The sequence below is a fragment of the Hominimerdicola alba genome (assembly GCF_900109655.1).
Lineage (GTDB): Bacteria > Bacillota > Clostridia > Oscillospirales > Ruminococcaceae > Hominimerdicola > Hominimerdicola alba_B.
In genome coordinates, this window is record NZ_FOAT01000011.1 from 90,908 (window position 1) to 109,338 (window position 18,431).

Below are 18,431 nucleotides of genomic sequence, written 5' to 3' on the forward strand. Positions count from 1 at the left end.
TGAGGGCTCTGCCCTCTAACTCCCGCAAGCCTTTCGCGAAAGGCTTGAGCCAAAGCTCTCTTTCTTGACAGTTTACAGAAAATCGCTATTTGGTTAAAGCAAAAAGCCCCGCTCTCAGGGGGTGAGAGCAAGGGCTTTTCGATATGTGTTGATTCTTATGGGCTAAACAATGTTGGTCAACAGTAATGATGATCAGTTTGCAACATACATCTGTCTGTAGGGGTTGCTGCTGTCGGGGGTAACGACAGTGAAGGGGTGGTCAAGTACCTCGTTGAGTTCGTGACCGAAGTAGACGCAGAATCTTCTTAGATAGTGAGATATCTCCTTGAGATCTTCTTCGGTAGCGGGGCGGGCGTGTACCTGATGGGGGAAGTGGATACCCTTGCATTCGGAACGCAGGAACATTTTTCCGCCGTGCATACCTGTGGAGGGGAAGTTGCCGACTATAGGCTTATCATCACTGTTAAGACCGAGGACGATGATGGTTCCGCCTGCCTGGTATTCGCCGAGGAAGCTGCCTGCGCGTCCGCCGATGATGAGGGCGGGCTGTTTCTCCTTATAGGCTTTCATATGTATACCCGAGCGGTAGCCTGCGTTGCCCTGAACATAAATATGTCCGCCGCGCATTGCATAACCCACAGCGTCGCCTACGTTGCCGTGTATAACGATGGTGCCGTCGTTCATGGTATCACCCACAGCGTCCTGAGCATTGCCCATAACTTCTATCTTGGCGCCGTTAAGGTATGCGCCGAGGGCATTGCCGGGGATGCCGCTTATCTTCAGGGTCTTATCGGAGATGCCTGCGGCGATGAATCTCTGTCCGAGACAGTTTGTTATGGTACAGCTGCCGTGTACTTGTCTTAAAGATTCGTTGAGCTCTTTATAATCGAGCCCTGTTGCATTTATATTCATCATACCACACCTCCGAGTTTTGTTTTGCGCTTATCATTGGAGAAGATAGCTAGCGAGGGCATTTTCTTGACCTTTTCGGTCTCATCCTCATCAAGGACTGTTTTTTCACGTACAAGAGAAGTATAGATACCTGCTCTGTTGACATCGCCTATGAGCATATAGCCTGCGAGCTTGTTGTCCTTGAAATACAGCCTTTTGATGCCCTTATCGGTGCGTTCTTCATAAACTTCGCCGTCTTCGGGATAAGCACCTGCTGTTGCGCAGTGCAGACCGAAGAAGCCTATGGAGTTCATGGGTATGGAATCGGTCATTTCGGAAAAACCGCCTGCCATATTTATGCCTGCGCATCTGCCCTGCATATAGGCATTTGGCAGAATAGCCAGTACTCTGTTTGCGCCGATGGAACTGTCATAACCCTCGGAACAGTCGCCTGCGGCATAGATATTTGCTGCGGTGGTCTGCATTTTTGTATCGATGATGATACCTCTGTTGGCTTCACAGCCTGCCTGCTTTGCAAGTTCGGTCGCGGCTCTTACACCTACTGCCAGGACGAGGATATCGAATTCAACCTCGGCACCGCTCTTCATATAAGCCTTGTTTTTATCGAACTTTACAGCGGTATCGCCCAGCATGAAGCTTACGCCGTGGGCTTCCAGTTCTTTCTGCATATATGCTGCGCACTCAGCATCGAGGATAGAGGAGAGAACTCTGTCGGCAAGGTCGCAGACGGTAATGCTGCCAACTCTTTCAGCGATACCCTCGGCACATTTAAGACCGATAAGACCTGCGCCGACTATCAGCACACGGGACTTTTCTGTGAGGACTTTTTCAAGTGCAAGAGCATCATCAAGGGTCATGAAAGAATACTTCTTCTTGACCTTATCGAGACCCTCAAAAGGGGGGACGAAGGGAGAAGAGCCTGTACAGATACAGAGCTTGTCATAACCGAATTTTCCTTTGCCTTCAAGAACTGCTACCTTTTTTTCGATATCTATCTTTGCGGCTTTGCCGTATACTACATTTACTTTATTCTTCTCATAGAAATCCGCGGGGCGGTATTTCATTCTTTCGAGGTCTGTTTTGCCCTCGAGCAGATAGGATATAAGAGGACGGGAGTAAACGTGGTGCTCTTCCCCTGAGATAACGGTGATAGCACCCTCGCTGTCGATGCTCCTTATACCCTCTATGCAGCCGACTGCGGCTGTTCCGTTTCCTATGATAACATATTCAGCCACTTTGCTCACCTCTCCTCATAAACTATGGCATTGTTGGGGCATCCCTTTACGCAGGCGGGAGCTCCGCAGCTGTTTGCAAGGCAAAGCTCGCACTTCTGTGCTGCGCCCTCGGGACCTGCTGCTACTGCGCCGTAGGGACATACGAGTACGCAGGTAAGACAGCCGACACACTTGGTCTTATCTATCTTTACTGTACCGTCTTCGATGGAGATAGCACCTGCTATACAGCTCTTGACGCAGAGGGGGTCTTTACAGTGGCGGCAGGATACCGCATAGGTTATGCCGTCGGATTCCTCGACGTGTATGCGGGGATATATATCCTTGCCTTTGAGCGCTTTTACCATATCGGAAAGTCCCGAATTGGCATAAGCGCAGTTATATTCGCAGAGGTGGCAGCCGAGGCACCATTCCTCATTAACAAATACTCTTTTCATATTAATGACCCTCCTTATTCGCCTGCGTGGGAGATACCCAGTATCTCGAGTTCCTTATCGGTGAGCCCTACGCCGCGCAGCATAAGTCTGTTGCCGCGGAGGCTCTCGATGGAGTTGATACCCATGCCGCCCATAAGTTCTTTGATCTCGTGGCGCCATGCGTCCATGAGGTTTACAAGTCTGCGTGAACCGATATCGGGGTTCAGACGCTTAACGAGCTCGGGTCTCTGGGTAGCGATGCCCCAGTTGCACTTGCCGCTCTGGCAGGTACGGCAGAGGTGACATCCCATAGCCAGCAGTGCTGCTGTTGCAACATATACTGCATCTGCACCAAGGGCTACTGCCTTAACAACATCTGCTGCGGAGCGGACGCTGCCGCCTACTACCAGGGATACGTTGTTTCTGATGCCCTCGTCACGCAGACGCTGGTCAACGGATGCCAGTGCAAGTTCTATGGGGATACCAACGTTATCGCGGATACGTGTGGGAGCTGCGCCAGTACCTCCACGGAAGCCGTCGATAGCGATTATATCCGCACCGCTGCGGGCGATACCGCTGGTAATTGCTGCGATGTTATGAACGGCTGCGACCTTTACGATAACAGGCTTTTTATACTCGGTAGCCTCTTTGAGGGAGAATACCAGCTGACGGAGGTCTTCGATGGAATAGATATCGTGATGAGGTGCGGGGGAGATAGCATCTGAGCCTTCGGGTATCATTCTGGTCTTGGATACGTCGCCGACTATCTTAGCGCCGGGGAGATGTCCGCCGATACCGGGCTTTGCACCCTGACCCATCTTTATCTCGATAGCTGCGGCAGCTTCCAGGTAATCCTTGTGAACACCGAAACGTCCTGATGCTACCTGAACTACGGTGTTGGGTCCGTATACGTAGAAATCTTCGTGCAGACCGCCTTCACCTGTGTTGTAGCAGATACCAAGCTCGGTAGCTGCGCGTGCGAGGGAAGCGTGAGCGTTATAGCTGATTGAGCCGTAGCTCATAGCAGAGAACATAACAGGCATGGAGAGTTCTAGCTGAGGAGATGTCTCGGTGATGAGTTCGCCGTCCTCGTTGCGCTTGATCTTTTCGGGCTTTTTTCCGAGGAAGACCTTGGTCTCCATAGGTTCACGCAGGGGGTCGATAGGCGGGTTTGTTACCTGAGAAGCGTTTATCAGGATCTTATCCCAGTAAACGGGCAGGGGCTTGGGGTTACCCATTGAAGACAGCAGCACACCGCCGCTGTTTGCCTGCTTATAAACTTCCTTGATAGTATCGTCAGCCCAGTTTGCGTTCTCGCGGAGACGGCAGTCGCTCTTTACTATCTTGAGCGCTCTTGTGGGACATAGAGATACGCAGCGTTGGCAGTTTACGCATTTAGTTTCGTCTGAAAGCATGATACCGCGGTCGGGGTCAAAGCTGTGTACTTCGTTGGCGCACTGTCTTTCACAGACACGGCACTGTATGCAGCGGTTATCGTTGCGCACTACCTCGAACTCGGGATATATAAAATGATCTATCATCAGAATTTACCCTCCTTGACTCTTACTATGACAGGCTCTCCGCCCGCAGGTGCGTAGAAGTTCTCGGCATCGGGCTCCATTACCCTTACTGCGGCTTCTTCGCTGGCTATGAATACTTTATCGTCCTTTTCGGCGGTTATCATCGAACGTAGCTTCAGGCGGTCATTGAGTGCCATGAGTCCTCCGTTCCAGCCATATACTATTGAGAAAGGTCCTGTTATCAGCAGACTTGGGAACACCTGTCTTAAGAATGTAAGTTTTTCTTTTTCCTTTTCGGGCTTCGAGTTGATCGTAGACCAGAAAGGCGCTGCGATAACGGAAGCAGCTTCCTCCATAGTAAGACCCTGTCTTCTCAGCAGATAGTCGAGGATATAGGTGATGACCTCGGTATCGGTCTGTAATGTACATTTATAGCCGAACATTTCGATGAAACGGCGGTTTGCATCGTAGGAAGAGATCTCACCGTTGTGGACGATTGAGCTGTCCAGCAGGGAGAAGGGATGTGCGCCGCCCCACCAGCCGGGGGTGTTTGTGGGGTAACGTCCGTGGGCTGTCCAGGAATAGCCCTCGTACTCTTCCAGTTTATAGAATACACCGACATCTTCGGGATAACCAACGGCTTTGAAACATCCCATATTCTTTCCGCTGGAGAATACGTATGCACCCTTCATCTCGGTGTTGATCTTCATTACCGTGCGGGCTACGAACTCATTTTCGTCAACCTGCTCGGAAGCAACCATTGAACCAAGCGGTGCGCAGAAGTATCTCCATATAATAGGTTCATTAGTGATCTGGGGGATCTTGCGGGTGGGTATCAGCTCACCCTTTACGATCTCGAAACGTTCCTTTAAGTAAGCTTCACATTCCTTGCGTGTGGAACGGTGATCGAAGAAGATATGGAAAGCATACAGATCTCTGTATTCGGGATAGATACCGTAAGCCGCAAATCCTCCGCCCAGACCGTTTGAACGGTCGTGCATGGGTTTCATGGCATTATAGATAACATCTCCCGTTATCCCTTTACCTTCTCTTGAAATGACTGCCGCTATCGCACAGCCGGACGGTATACGAACTTCGCCTTCAAGTTTCATTTTCAGCACTCCTTATCATAAAAAAACGTTCACCCTTTTTTATCGGCGTGAATCGCTTCACGGCAATAAAAAAGAATGAACGCCATTGCTCATGCAGTATTTGCAAGTATTATATCTCACAATTTCATTTTTGTCAAGGGGTTTTGCAAGATTTGTGAAATTTTTGCAAGATTTGCTTTGTAAACTTTCAAGAGTTTTGTGAAAAACGTGCTTGACAAATGCTTCGGCATGGTGTATAATACAAACCATGGAAGGCAAAGAGGTCTTGAATGAAGCTTAGGTTTCAAGGCTCTTTGTCTTTTTTTGTTGACATTGGAAAGGCATATGGAAAGTAAAGTATAGAGTCTTTCCTAAATATAATTTCTATATTATAAGGCAATGGCGTCTTCGTGTACAGGGATAATACTCTCTGTTCATCGGGGACGCTTTTGTTTATAACGAACGGAGGAAATCATAATGAGTACGGTACCCGAATTGTTTGCAAGCAAGGTCTTCGATGACAGAGTTATGAAATCAAGACTGGCATCTAAGGTCTACAATTCACTGAAAAATACTATTGATATCGGCGAGAAGCTTGACATCACTGTTGCCAATGCAGTTGCCGAGGCTATGAAGGACTGGGCGATCGAGCAGGGAGCTACACATTATACTCACTGGTTCCAGCCCCTTACAGGCATCACTGCTGAAAAGCACGACAGTTTTATAAGCCCTTCTCCCGACGGAAGAGTTATCATGGACTTCTCGGGCAAGGAACTCATCAAAGGCGAGCCTGATGCATCATCGTTTCCTTCGGGCGGACTGAGAGCTACTTTTGAAGCAAGAGGATACACCGCATGGGATCCTACATCTTATGCATTCATCAAGGGCAAGACACTGTGCATCCCTACTGCTTTCTGTTCTTACGGCGGTGAGGCTCTCGACAAGAAGACACCTCTGCTGAGATCGATGGAAGCTCTCAACAAGCAGGCACTGCGTATCCTGAAGCTTTTTGGCAACGATCAGGTAAGACACGTTACAACTTCTGTTGGTCCCGAGCAGGAATACTTCCTCATCCCCAAGGAGCTTTACGATCAGAGAAAAGACCTTATTTATACAGGCAGAACACTGTTCGGTGCTAAGCCTCCCAAGGGTCAGGAGCTGGACGACCACTACTTCGGTGTTATCAAGCCCAGAGTTGAGGCTTATATGAGCGACCTGAACGAGGAACTGTGGAAGCTGGGTATCCTCGCAAAGACCCAGCACAACGAGGTCGCACCTGCACAGCACGAGCTTGCACCCATTTACGCTACCACAAACATCGCTACCGATCACAACCAGCTGACTATGGAGATCATGAAGAAGGTGGCACAGAAGCACGGACTGGTTTGTCTGCTGCATGAGAAGCCTTTTGACGGTGTCAACGGTTCAGGTAAGCACAATAACTGGTCTATCGCCACCGATACAGGCGTTAACCTGCTGACTCCCGGTGAGACACCTTATGAGAATGCACAGTTCCTTCTGTTCCTGTGTGCAGTTATCAAGGCTGTTGACGATTATCAGGATCTGCTGAGGATCTCCGTTGCTACCGCGGGCAACGATCACCGCCTGGGTGCAAACGAGGCACCTCCCGCAGTTATCTCCATCTTCCTTGGTGAGGAGCTTGAGGGCATCCTTGAGGCTATCGAGAACGATACTCCTTATGAGGGCATTGAAAAGACTGTAATGAAGCTGGGTGTAAGCGTACTGCCCAGATTTACAAGAGATACCACCGACCGTAACCGTACTTCGCCTTTCGCATTCACAGGCAACAAGTTCGAGTTCAGAATGGTTGGTTCTGCTGACAGCATCGCTTGTGCTAACATCATGCTGAACTCAGCAGTTGCAGAGAGCCTGAAGATCTACGCTGACAGACTGGAGAAGGCTGACAACTTCGAGGACGCTCTCCACCAGATGATCAAGAAGACAATCACCGATCACAAGCGCATCGTCTTCAATGGCAACGGCTATGATGATACATGGATCAAGGAAGCTACTGAGGTTCGCGGTCTGCTGAACTACCGCACAACTCCCGATGCTATCCCTCATCTGCTTGACGAGAAGAACGTCAAGATGCTGACTGCTCACAAGGTATTCACCGAAGCTGAGCTCCGCAGCCGTACAGAGATCACTCTTGAGAACTACTGCAAGGCTGTTGTTATCGAAGCCAAGACCATGGAGATGCTGGCTCGCCGCGAGATACTTCCCGCTATTGAGGAATATGCAGCATTCGTTGCAAAGACCGCAAATGCAAAGAAATCACTTGCTACCGATCTTGCCTGCACCTATGAGACCGAGACAGTGAAGAAGCTTTCGGGCTATGCAGGAGAGGCTTATCAGAGCCTTGACGAACTTGACAGCGTTCTCGATAAGGTGAAGGATTCAGACAGCGTTACCGATACCGCTTACATCATCAGAGATGAACTTCTCGGTGTTATGGAAAAGCTTCGTGCTTCCTGCGATGAGGCAGAAAAGATCACAGCTGCAAAGTTCTGGCCGTTCCCGACCTACGACGAGCTGCTGTTCGGTGTTAAATAAGCGTTATACTAAAATCCTATCTTAAATTATAAGGAAATGGCTGCCACAGAAATGCGACAGCCAAGTTCCGTTTTTCGGAGGAATCAGATTATGTGTTGTATTATGGGTTGGTGCTCGGTCAAAGCTGACCGTGACCTTATGGAAAAATGTTTTGAAAGGACAAAATCAAGAGGACCTGATGACAGCCGTTATGAGGCTGTACCCGGCGGTATACTGGCGTTCCACAGACTTGCGATAATGGGTCTTACACCCGATGGAATGCAGCCATTCAGGTTGGGTAACAGCTATGTTGTATGCAATGGCGAGCTTTACGGCTTTGAGAAGATAAGAGATGACCTTGCAAAGAAGGGATACCGCTTCCGGAGCGATTCGGACTGTGAGATACTTCTACCCATGTGGGAGCAGTACAAGACCGATATGTTCGCTATGCTGGACGCTGAGTTTGCCTGCATAATCTTTGACGGCGAGACAGGCAAGTTCATCGCTGCCCGTGACCCCATTGGTATACGTCCCCTTTATTATGGTTATGACAAGGAGGGTGCTGCGGTATTCGCCAGCGAGCCACAGAACCTTGTGGACATCTGCGACAAGATCATGCCTTTCCCTCCGGGACACTATTATATAGACGGCAAGTTCCACTGCTACAATGATATCGCAAGACCTGACCATGTATGTCATGACGATCATGAGACTATCTACAAGAACATTCATGACAAGCTTGTGGCTGGTATCGAGAAGCGTCTGGTGGCTGATGCAAAGGTAGGCTTCCTGCTTTCGGGCGGTCTGGATTCTTCACTGGTATGCGCTATCGCACAGCAGAAATCCGATAAGCCCATCAGGACTTTCGCTATCGGTATGTCGGAAGACGCCATCGACCTGAAATATGCTAAGGAGACCGCTGATTATATCGGCTCTGAGCATACTGAGGTAATCATCACAAAGGACGATGTTATTGCGGCGCTGGACGATGTTGTGCATCTGCTGGGAACATTTGATATAACCACTATCCGTGCAAGCATGGGTATGTACCTTATCTGCAAGGCTATACATGAGCAGACCGATATCCGCGTACTGCTGACAGGTGAGATATCCGATGAGCTTTTCGGATACAAGTACACTGATTTTGCACCCTCTGCTGAGGAATTTCAGCGTGAAGCCGAGAAGCGTGTTCGCGAGCTCCATATGTATGATGTTCTGCGTGCTGACAGATGTATATCTGTAAACTCTCTTGAAGCAAGAGTACCTTTCGGCGACCTTGATTTTGTAAAATATGTAATGGCGATAGACCCTGAAAAGAAACTCAACACCTACGGCAAGGGCAAGTTCCTGCTGCGTAAGGCATTTGAGGCTTACGGAGTTCTTCCCGAGAACATACTTTGGAGAGAAAAGGCTGCGTTCTCCGACGCTGTGGGACATTCTCTTGTAAACTATCTGAAAGCTTATGCTGAGGATTATTACACTGAGGAAGAGTTTGAAACACTGAGAAAGAAGTACACCCATGCTCAGCCCTTTACTAAGGAATCTCTGCTTTACCGCGAGATATTCGAGAAATACTACGAGGGTCAAAGCGAGATGATCGTTGATTTCTGGATGCCTAACAAGTCTTGGGAAGGCTGCAACGTCAACGACCCTTCGGCAAGAGTACTTTCAAACTACGGCGCAAGTGCAGAATAAGGAGGACAGCCTGATGAGAAAATATATATTTGTTACGGGAGGAGTCGTTTCGGGACTTGGCAAGGGTATCACTGCGGCTTCTCTGGGAAGACTGCTGAAATCCCGTGGGCTGACTGTGGCAGCACAGAAGCTAGACCCTTATATAAATGTAGACCCCGGTACCATGAGCCCTTATCAGCACGGTGAGGTATACGTTACCGAGGATGGTGCGGAAACAGACCTTGACCTCGGACACTATGAGCGTTTCATCGACGAGGATCTGAACAAGTATTCAAATCTGACCACGGGTAAGGTATACTGGAATGTTCTTAACAAGGAGCGCAGAGGCGAATATCTGGGTTCCACGGTGCAGGTAATTCCTCATATCACCAATGAGATAAAGGAATTCGTATACTCGGTGGGGAAGAAGACCGACGCTGATGTTATAATCACCGAGATAGGCGGTACTATCGGCGATATCGAATCTCAGCCCTTTATCGAGGCAGTAAGGCAGATATCCCTTGAAGTGGGCAGGGAGAACGCGCTGTTTATCCATGTTACACTGGTGCCTTTCCTGAGCGGTTCGGACGAGCACAAGTCCAAGCCTACACAGCATTCCGTAAAGGAACTTCAGGGCATGGGCATAAACCCCGATATCATCGTACTGCGCTGTGACAGACCTCTGGAGCCTTCTATCTTCCAGAAGATAGCACTTTTCTGCAACGTTCGCCCCGAGTGTGTTATAGAGAACATCACACTGCCTGATCTTTATGAAGCTCCGCTGATGCTGGAGAAAGCTAAATTCTCCGATGTTGTCTGTGACAGACTGGGAATAACAGCTCCCCGCCCGCATCTTGATGAATGGTGCGAGATGGTGGAGAGGATAAAGTCTGCTGACACCACCACAAAGATAGCTCTGGTAGGTAAATATACCGAGCTTCACGATGCTTATCTCTCGGTGGCTGAGGCACTTCGCCATGCGGGATATTCCATCGGTACACACGTTGATATCAGCTGGGTGGATTCCGAAAAGCTCACTGCTGAAAATATCGGCGAGTCCCTTGCAGGCGTTAACGGTATTATAGTCCCCGGCGGCTTCGGAGGAAGAGGTATTGAGGGCATGATACAGGCTGTCAAGTACGCACGAGAGAACAATATCCCGTTCTTCGGTATATGCCTTGGTATGCAGATAGCTGTTATCGAATATGCCAGAAATGTATGCGGTATCAGCGATGCTGATTCGGGCGAATTCAACGAGGTATGCAAGCACAAGGTCATCGACTTTATGCCCGGTCAGAGCGACAGCATCGACAAGGGCGGCACGCTTCGTCTGGGTGCTTACCCCTGTGTTATCTCTCAGGGTACTACCATGGAGAGATGCTACGGAAAGAATGAGATAAGCGAACGTCACCGCCACAGATACGAATTTAACAACGATTACCGCGATACACTTTCAAATGCGGGTCTTACCCTCAGCGGTATGTCCCCTGACGGCAGACTGGTGGAGACTGTTGAACTCACCGACCGTGATTACTATGTGGGCGTACAGTTCCACCCAGAGTTCAAGAGCCGTCCCAACCGTCCTCATCCGCTGTTTATGGGGTTCGTTTCCGCGGCGGCAGAGAGGAGCAGCAAATGAGCGGTCTGCATGAGGAGTGCGGAGTATTCGGCTTATACTCCCCGCAGAAATCCCATCTTGCCGAGATAGTATACTACGGACTTTACGCCTTGCAGCACAGAGGTCAGGAGGGCTGCGGCATCGCAGTCTGTGAGGACGGTGTCATCACCGCACACAAAGATGTAGGGCTTGCAGGTGAGGTATTCACCCACCGCGTACTGGCTGATATGCCCGAGGGCAATATGGCTGTGGGACACGTAAGGTATTCCACAACAGGCGGCAACGAAAGGCGCAACTGTCAGCCAATAGTTGTCAACCACATGAAAGGGCGCATGGCGCTGGCTCACAACGGAAATCTTTCCAATGCGGGAGAGCTGAGAAGCGAGCTGGAGCTTTCGGGGGCTATATTCCATACAACCTCCGATACTGAGACCATCGCCTACATAATAACAAAGCAGCGTCTTATCAGAGGCTCTATCGAGGAAGCAGTGCTTTCCGCAATGGACATAATCGAAGGCGCTTATTCCCTTGTGGTGATGAGCCCCACAAAGCTCATCGCCTGCCGTGACCCATTCGGGTTCAGACCTTTATGCTTCGGACAGATGCCTGACGGCACCTATGTGGTGGCATCGGAGAGCTGTGCGCTTACTGCTGTGGGTGCGAAGTTCGTCCGTGATATCGAAGCGGGAGAGATGCTGGTATTCTCCAAGGACGGTGTGCGTTCAGACCGTTCACACTGCGGCAAAAAGCCTAAGAGCATATGTATATTCGAGTACATATACTTTGCCCGTCCCGATTCCGTTATCGACGGTGTATCGGTACATTCCGCAAGGCTGAGAGCGGGACATATACTGGCTGAGAGCTGTCCTGTTGATGCAGATATCGTTATAGGCGTGCCTGATTCGGGACTTGATGCAGCGCTGGGATTCTCACAGGAGTCGGGTATACCCTACGGCATAGGGCTTATCAAGAACAAGTATGTTGCAAGGACATTCATATCCCCCACGCAGGAGAGCCGTGTTGACAAGGTGCGAATAAAGCTTTCGGCAGTGGAAGAAACTGTAAAGGGCAAGCGCGTTGTACTGGTGGATGATTCCATAGTCCGCGGCACTACGGGGGGCAGAATAGTTGCGCTTCTCCGAGAGGCGGGAGCAAAGGAGATACATTTCCGCGTATCTGCACCTGCTTTTCTGCACCCATGCTACTACGGCACTGATATAGATTCGGAAGAGAACCTTATAGCGGCACGCCGTACCCCCGAAGAGATAGCGGCTGAGATGGGCGCTGACAGTCTGGGATATCTGCCCATGGAAGCGCTGGACAAGCTGAATCTGGGTGCGGGCTGCTGCAAGGCTTGCTTCAACGGAAGCTATCCCACACCCGTTCCCGAAAAAGCACACAAGGATAAATACGAAATGAAGATACAGGAGTGATAAAAATGCTTACACCTAACATGAATTATTCCCATTTAAAGGCTTCGTACCTTTTTTATAACATAGGTCAGAAAGTTAAGGCTTATCAGGCTGCACACCCCGATGAGCATATCCTTCGTCTGGGCATAGGCGATGTTTCTCTGCCACTTTGCGACGCTGTTATCAAGGGTCTGCACAAGGCGGCTGACGATCAGGCTGATGCCAAGACTTTCAACGGCTATATGCCAGAGTGCGGTGCGCCTTTCCTGAGAAAGGCTATCGCTGACTATTACCGCGGCAGGGGAGTAGTCCTTGAAGATGACGAGGTATTCGTATCCTCGGGTGCTTCGGACGAACTGGGTGATATCCTTGATATCTTTGACCGTTCAAACCGTTCGTTGATAATCGAGCCTGCATACCCTGCATATGTTGATGCAAACATCATGGGTGGCAGAGAGATAGTTCATCTGCCTTCTTCCAGAGAGAACGGTTTTCTGCCCCTGCCCGATGATGATACATCTGCTGAGCTGATATACCTGTGCTCCCCCAACAACCCCACAGGTGCTGTATTCAGCAAGGAACAGCTGAAGGTCTGGGTGGACTGGGCTAACGCTCACGGTTCTGTTATACTGTTCGATGCGGCTTATGAATCCTTTATCGAGGAAGAAGGTCTGCCTCATTCCATATTCGAGATCGAGGGTGCACGTACCTGTGCAATTGAGATATGCTCACTTTCAAAGACTGCTGGATTCACAGGTACACGTCTGGGCTACACCGTTATACCCAAGGACCTTGTGCGCAACGGCATGAACTTCAATGATATGTGGGTACGCAACCGCACCACCAAGACCAACGGTGTATCTTACATTATACAGCGCGCTGCCTGCGAGGTATTCACCCCTGAGGGTCAGCAGCAGATACACGCGAACATCAACGTTTACAAGAAGAATGCCCGCACCCTGATGAAGGCTCTTGACAAGCTGGGCATCTGGTACACAGGCGGCAAGAACGCGCCTTACATCTGGATGGAGTGCCCTAATGGCATGGGTTCTTGGGAGTTCTTTGACAAGCTGCTGAACGAAGCACAGATAGTCGGCACACCCGGCGAGGGCTTCGGCAAGTGCGGCGAGGGTTATCTGAGATTCTCCACCTTCGGCAGCCCCGAGGACACCGAGAAAGCGGCTGAAAAGCTGCTGGAACTGCTGGACTGATTGGTTTGATTTCCTCACCTGATGATATTATATAAAGAAAAGACAGGTATCCTGCGTGGATATCTGTCTTTTTGCTTTATCAGCCTGCTGTCTTCTCCTCGACGATTGTCAGACCTGTTGTATCATAGCATACTCTTGCGTGGTTGTGCCTTATCAGTTCTCTTGAAACGTGCTCGCCTGTACGGCGGTCTATCTTGTCGCGGTAAACATCGCCGTTGCGGTATACTATGCCGTCTTCACGGGAGAAGTACACGTTCTCAGCCTGTATATGGAACTTGTAGGACTGCCTTTTTTCGGCTCTCAGCTCACCGCAGAGGTATTCATCGGTGGTATAGATTATCAGCTGGTAGGTGTTGTCGGTATCGTTGCGGAAGCGGTAATCCAGGTAATTATACATTATGGAAGTGCCTGTGCCGAATGGTATGGTCCTGTTGAAATCGGGGAAGAGGTCGATCTGGTCGTGGTGGTGGTGCTCGGTGATGGTGAGTTCGGAATGGAGTATCATCCAGTGGATAAGGTTAGTCATCTGGCACATACCGCCGCCGAGACCAGATGAGGGGTGGTCGGAGAATATGGTGAGACCCTCGCGGTAGCCTTTCTTCACCGTGAGACTGCCCACAAGGTTCCAGAATGAGAAAGTTTCACCGGGGCGGATAAGCACGGTATTTATCTTGGGTGCGGCAAGGGAAAGGTTGACAGCTTTGTTTTCCTGAAGATGCATATCAACGTTGCCAAGTCTTCTGCGGATAAGGGAGTTGTGCTTGTAGATCAGGTATTCAAGTTTGTTTTCGGAGAATGTGCGTGCGAATGTGTGCTTGTCCTTGATATCGTGCAAAAACCTGAGGGCTTCGCACTTTTTGACTGATAATGCGTAAGTTAGTGGGGAAATTTCACAGAATAGTTTTCTCTTCATTTTTATTACCTTCACTTTCAAATAAATAGTTTTCGACCATGTGCTCTGCTATCATACACTATATTAGACGAGCAAATCACCGGAAAGTTACAAAAGCTACGTTAATTTAATAAGAACTTTATGTGAATTGAGAAAAAACATGACTGTGGTTGATTAACTGACAAAAATCAGATGATCAAAATGCAGTAAAACAAAAGCCGTCACTTATTTCATGACGGCAAATGGAGTATTTTAAATAAGCTCTAATCCTGGGGTGATCTCAATGTAAGGATAATCACCTATCTGCTTTTCAATGACGTATTTCACGAGGTTGAACCACTGTTGACATTCATCAAGGATTATGGCGTCAGCTGATGCGACAAGGGGCTTGGTTTTAAGTATGGCATCAACGGGATTCTCGATCTCAACTTCAAGTGAAAAGGGGAGCTGTTTCGTTAATTCAAGTATCCTCTGTTTTAGTCTGCCTGAGTTGGATACAGGCTGGTCGAGATAGATGACTGCCTTTTCCACGCCAAGGGTCTCCAGAGATGCAAGCAAAGCATGAATTGCCTGATCCGTCTGGGGTATCAGCCTGTATGTGCCGTGCAGACCTGCCAGGTCGCGGATAGTGCCGTCCATGCAGTGGAAAAGCATTGAATCGGAATAGGCGATCTCCAGACCGATGATGACATTGAATCCGTCGATATAAATGGTCTTTCCTATGATATCCGTGAGCTGGCGATGTTTGCGGGAAATGATGTTTTCCTCGGGGGATACGGTGCGTGCCAGTGCAAGGCGCTGACGCTCGGACAGCTGATAATGGTCGCCGATGAACCTTGTGGTGCCTGTTACAGGATAGCCGCGGTTCAGCAGATAATAGACCTCCTCAGCCGCTTTGCGAAGCTTTGGTATCGCCTTTTCGGAAAAATCCCGTTCATCTGTGGGCATAAAGCCTCGTTTAGCATTTTGAGCCATATTTTCACCTCATAGAAAACCGTAAAGCTTGTCTGAAATCAAAAGATAGTCTGTTTTTTTGGATAGTATCAGTATACCATGCTCCATCTGAAAAGTCAAGCTTAATGCATAAGACCGAGATAAACGCAGTGTATGCGGTTTGGAAAACCAAAAGAGGAACAGCTGAAAATACTGTCCCTCTTTTGGCTTTAGATGAAATATATTTCGGTGGGTTTTTATTTCACGGTAACACTGAATGCTCTTGCGTTTATATTGCTCGTATCCCACTTTCCGTCTACCTTGGCACAGATGACCATTTCGGCAATACTGTCAGGTCTAAGCTTTGGAGATGTGAAGGTGGTCTTGTCGGTATAAGTCTGAATTCTCCACTTGCCGGCAATTTTCACTGCAATGCCGTATTCTTCCGCACCTTTGGCTTCGTTCCAGGTCAGTCTGAACTGATGGAACTGTTCGTTGTATTCAATATCAGTTACCTTTGGGTACATATAAACAGGTGCATTAGGTTTAACGGTTACAGCGCCAGAAAAATTGGTGTACCACTCGCCGTTAAACATTGCAATGACCGCAACGTTGTAATTTGTGTCTGCTTTTAAACCATACAGCGTGTATGTAGTGTCTATTGTCTTTTCGACAAGAGTCCACTTTCCGTCGACTTTGACAGCAATAGCATACTTCTCTGCGTTTTTGACAGATTTCCAGTTGAGCGTTGCCCAATATTTGCCCGGAACGGCTGTAAGATCGGGTACCTTATCGTCAATAATTGTGTAGGGTATTCCATTATCGTAAGCATACTCCTCAGCGGCAGTGCCTTTATAACAACGGATATTGAAGCCGTAGATCCCTTCTCCATACAAGTAATTGTCATCCATGTAACCAAAGGTCTTATAGCCGATGAACGTAACAGTCTCGGGGATAGTTACGGTTTTAAGACTTGTACATCCGGTAAAAGCGTAACTGCCGATGATCTTAACACTGTCCGGAATATTGATGCTTGAAAGGTTTTTGCAGTCGGAGAAAGCGCCGCCGCCGATGCTTGTTATACCATCACCGATGATGACTTTTTTTACATCTTTATTATTATATTCGGAACGTACTATAGATCCCGTGCCGCAGAAAGTAAGTGTACCCTCATCATCAAGCGTCCATATCACTTTCTTGCCGCAAGTGCCACTATCTACAACCGTTTTGTCACTTGTTGCGACCTTGAAAGCCCTGCCGTCGATATTTCTTGTATCCCATTCGTCGTCTATCTTGGCACAGATCACTACTTCAGCAATACTGCCGGGTTTGAGTTTGGGTGAAGTATATGTGGTCTTGTCGGTACAAGCCTGAACTTTCCACTTGCCCGCGATTTTCAATGCAACGCCATACTCTGTCGAGCCTTCAACTGCGTCCCAGGTCAGTCTGAACCGTTGGAACTGCTCATTGTATTCGATACCTGTTACCGTAGGGTAGTTGTCAACAGGCTCATTTGGGGTAACGGTTATTGCACCCTTTAAATTGGTGTACCACTCGCCGTTAAGCATCGCAATGACCGCAACGTTGTATTTAACGCCTGCTTTTAGACCTTTCAGCACATATGAAGTGTCGTATGTTTTTTCTATGGCAGTCCATCTGCCGTTTATTTTGATCCCTACCGCGTACTTTTCCGCGCCTGCGACCTCTTCCCAGTTGAGGGTAACACAGCCTTTGTCAGGGGTGTATGTAACGACAGGGGTTGCAGATTCGATCAGTTCGTAGGCGATCTTATTGTCTTTCGCGTACTGTTCGCCGTTTGTGCCTTCGTAGCAGTATATCTTGAAGTTCTTGAGCAAGCGTGTCCCGGAATTGTCAGCATATGGATTATCCCAGTTTTCATAGTAGTAGTAACCGACAGCGTATTTACCAATGCTAACATTACTATTTGGGAGAGTCGTTCTTGTCATAGCCTTGCAGTCATAAAACGCATTATCACCAATGCTCTCAACGCTGTTCGGGATAGATACGCTTTCGAGCTTTTCACAGCTTTCAAAAGCGGATTTTTCTATATGCTTAACTCCGTTACGGATAGTCACGCTTTTAAGTTTACTGCATTCGTAAAAAGCTTCTTTACCTATACTTTTAACGCTGCCCGGAATAGTCGCGCTTTCAAGATTTCTACAGGATCGAAAAGCGGCTTCGTCTATACTCTTAACAGTGTCCGGGATCACCACACTTGTTTTGCCATTAGGGAAAGCCACGAGTTCTGTCATATCCTTATTATACATTACACCGTCTACTGAGGTATAGTAACTGTTGTCGGGATCAACGTTTATACTTTTAAGATTGGAGCCATCAATGAATACAGCGAACACATTCTTTCCAAAGCTCGAAACGCTGCGCGGGATATCTATGCTTGTCAGTTTTGAACATGATGAAAATGCATAATCTCCGATGCTAGTAACACTGTCGGGAAGGTTTATGCTTGTTATGTGGCAATCTTCAAACGCATAATCTCCGATGCTTGTTACACCGTACGGGATATTTATGCTTGCAAGATTCCAGCAAGAGTAAAATGCTTGGTTTCCGATGCTTGTAACACCATTCGGTATAGTTACACTTGTAATATCAAAGCACGACTTGAACGCATTGTCCCCGATGGCCGTAACAGGTTTTCCGTCAATAGTATCAGGAATAATGACTTTATTATTCTCGCCGACATATTTTGTTATCGTAACACCTGTATCGCTGTTTACATACCTGAAATCCCCGAATGCAAGATTTTGAGCCGCACTTGCCGAAATCTCAAAATTCATTTCAACTGCATTTCCGAGTGCTGTTCCGCCGCCTGATGTAGTGAGCACTGCCGCTGCAAGTCCGCAGATAATTTGTTTTTTCATGAGATCGACCTCTTATTTGATAAAAATGATATGTGACAAATATCTGACTGTCATAACAATGTATTAT

General features: G+C 48.5%; 13 protein-coding genes. 5 read left to right on the plus strand and 8 right to left on the minus strand.

Going from position 1 to position 18,431, the window contains the following annotated elements:
• Positions 1 to 192: 192 nt before the first annotated feature.
• Genes BMY75_RS12145 through BMY75_RS12165 form a run of 5 tightly spaced genes read right to left on the minus strand, consistent with a single transcriptional unit; the run spans position 193 to position 5,192 of the window.
• Complete coding sequence (locus BMY75_RS12145) at positions 193 to 915, minus strand: GltB/FmdC/FwdC-like GXGXG domain-containing protein (protein ID WP_074834137.1); 723 nt, start codon at positions 913 to 915, stop codon at positions 193 to 195.
• The gene (locus BMY75_RS12150) at positions 912 to 2,147 is read right to left on the minus strand and encodes an NAD(P)/FAD-dependent oxidoreductase (RefSeq protein ID WP_074834138.1); all 1,236 of its coding nucleotides are present in this window, start codon (positions 2,145 to 2,147) and stop codon (positions 912 to 914) included. The genes BMY75_RS12145 and BMY75_RS12150 overlap by 4 nt, the downstream gene beginning before the upstream one ends.
• 5 nt (positions 2,148 to 2,152) lie before the next feature.
• Positions 2,153 to 2,581, minus strand: coding sequence for a 4Fe-4S dicluster domain-containing protein (locus BMY75_RS12155; RefSeq protein ID WP_074834139.1), 429 nt, complete (start codon positions 2,579 to 2,581; stop codon positions 2,153 to 2,155).
• A gap of 14 nt (positions 2,582 to 2,595) precedes the next feature.
• Positions 2,596 to 4,101: a glutamate synthase-related protein gene (locus tag BMY75_RS12160; RefSeq protein ID WP_074834140.1), complete on the minus strand. Its 1,506-nt coding sequence runs from the start codon at positions 4,099 to 4,101 to the stop codon at positions 2,596 to 2,598.
• A complete protein-coding gene (locus tag BMY75_RS12165; protein WP_074834141.1) occupies positions 4,101 to 5,192 on the minus strand; it encodes a class II glutamine amidotransferase in 1,092 nt (363 codons plus the stop codon). The genes BMY75_RS12160 and BMY75_RS12165 overlap by 1 nt, the downstream gene beginning before the upstream one ends.
• Before the next feature lie 456 nt (positions 5,193 to 5,648).
• Between BMY75_RS12165 and BMY75_RS12170 the strand changes: the two genes are divergently transcribed.
• The 5 genes from BMY75_RS12170 to BMY75_RS12190 all read left to right on the plus strand — a co-directional run bounded on the left by BMY75_RS12170 (position 5,649) and on the right by BMY75_RS12190 (position 13,639).
• Positions 5,649 to 7,745: a glutamine synthetase III family protein gene (locus BMY75_RS12170; RefSeq protein ID WP_074834142.1), complete on the plus strand. Its 2,097-nt coding sequence runs from the start codon at positions 5,649 to 5,651 to the stop codon at positions 7,743 to 7,745.
• A gap of 90 nt (positions 7,746 to 7,835) precedes the next feature.
• Positions 7,836 to 9,419 carry an asparagine synthase B gene (gene asnB, locus BMY75_RS12175; protein WP_074834143.1) on the plus strand — a complete coding sequence of 528 codons (1,584 nt, stop codon included), beginning with the start codon at positions 7,836 to 7,838 and terminating at the stop codon, positions 9,417 to 9,419.
• Between the two features lie 13 nt (positions 9,420 to 9,432).
• Positions 9,433 to 11,037, plus strand: coding sequence for a CTP synthase (locus BMY75_RS12180; protein WP_074834144.1), 1,605 nt, complete (start codon positions 9,433 to 9,435; stop codon positions 11,035 to 11,037).
• Complete coding sequence (gene purF, locus BMY75_RS12185) at positions 11,034 to 12,449, plus strand: amidophosphoribosyltransferase (protein ID WP_074834145.1); 1,416 nt, start codon at positions 11,034 to 11,036, stop codon at positions 12,447 to 12,449. The genes BMY75_RS12180 and purF overlap by 4 nt, the downstream gene beginning before the upstream one ends.
• A gap of 5 nt (positions 12,450 to 12,454) precedes the next feature.
• Complete coding sequence (locus BMY75_RS12190; RefSeq protein ID WP_074834146.1) at positions 12,455 to 13,639, plus strand: LL-diaminopimelate aminotransferase; 1,185 nt, start codon at positions 12,455 to 12,457, stop codon at positions 13,637 to 13,639.
• A gap of 79 nt (positions 13,640 to 13,718) precedes the next feature.
• Here BMY75_RS12190 and BMY75_RS12195 read toward each other — a convergent pair whose 3' ends face one another.
• From BMY75_RS12195 to BMY75_RS12205, 3 genes are all read right to left on the minus strand, one after another.
• Positions 13,719 to 14,552 (minus strand): VanW family protein, encoded by an 834-nt coding sequence (locus BMY75_RS12195; RefSeq protein ID WP_074834147.1) that lies wholly within the window; start codon positions 14,550 to 14,552, stop codon positions 13,719 to 13,721.
• Between the two features lie 231 nt (positions 14,553 to 14,783).
• Complete coding sequence (locus tag BMY75_RS12200) at positions 14,784 to 15,506, minus strand: DUF434 domain-containing protein (protein ID WP_074834148.1); 723 nt, start codon at positions 15,504 to 15,506, stop codon at positions 14,784 to 14,786.
• Positions 15,507 to 15,721: 215 nt separating this feature from the next.
• Positions 15,722 to 18,364, minus strand: coding sequence for a leucine-rich repeat protein (locus BMY75_RS12205; RefSeq protein WP_074834149.1), 2,643 nt, complete (start codon positions 18,362 to 18,364; stop codon positions 15,722 to 15,724).
• Positions 18,365 to 18,431: the final 67 nt, after the last annotated feature.

Bases quoted from the DNA above. Each gene is read 5' to 3' on its own strand.
- BMY75_RS12145 (WP_074834137.1), bottom strand. From the start codon at position 915: ATGATGAATATAAATGCAACAGGGCTCGATTATAAAGAGCTCAACGAA.
- BMY75_RS12155 (WP_074834139.1), bottom strand. From the start codon at position 2,581: ATGAAAAGAGTATTTGTTAATGAGGAATGGTGCCTCGGCTGCCACCTC.
- BMY75_RS12160 (WP_074834140.1), bottom strand. From the start codon at position 4,101: ATGATAGATCATTTTATATATCCCGAGTTCGAGGTAGTGCGCAACGAT.
- BMY75_RS12165 (WP_074834141.1), bottom strand. From the start codon at position 5,192: ATGAAACTTGAAGGCGAAGTTCGTATACCGTCCGGCTGTGCGATAGCG.
- BMY75_RS12170 (WP_074834142.1), top strand. From the start codon at position 5,649: ATGAGTACGGTACCCGAATTGTTTGCAAGCAAGGTCTTCGATGACAGA.
- asnB (WP_074834143.1), top strand. From the start codon at position 7,836: ATGTGTTGTATTATGGGTTGGTGCTCGGTCAAAGCTGACCGTGACCTT.
- BMY75_RS12180 (WP_074834144.1), top strand. From the start codon at position 9,433: ATGAGAAAATATATATTTGTTACGGGAGGAGTCGTTTCGGGACTTGGC.
- purF (WP_074834145.1), top strand. From the start codon at position 11,034: ATGAGCGGTCTGCATGAGGAGTGCGGAGTATTCGGCTTATACTCCCCG.
- BMY75_RS12190 (WP_074834146.1), top strand. From the start codon at position 12,455: ATGCTTACACCTAACATGAATTATTCCCATTTAAAGGCTTCGTACCTT.
- BMY75_RS12195 (WP_074834147.1), bottom strand. From the start codon at position 14,552: ATGAAGAGAAAACTATTCTGTGAAATTTCCCCACTAACTTACGCATTA.
- BMY75_RS12200 (WP_074834148.1), bottom strand. From the start codon at position 15,506: ATGGCTCAAAATGCTAAACGAGGCTTTATGCCCACAGATGAACGGGAT.
- BMY75_RS12205 (WP_074834149.1), bottom strand. From the start codon at position 18,364: ATGAAAAAACAAATTATCTGCGGACTTGCAGCGGCAGTGCTCACTACA.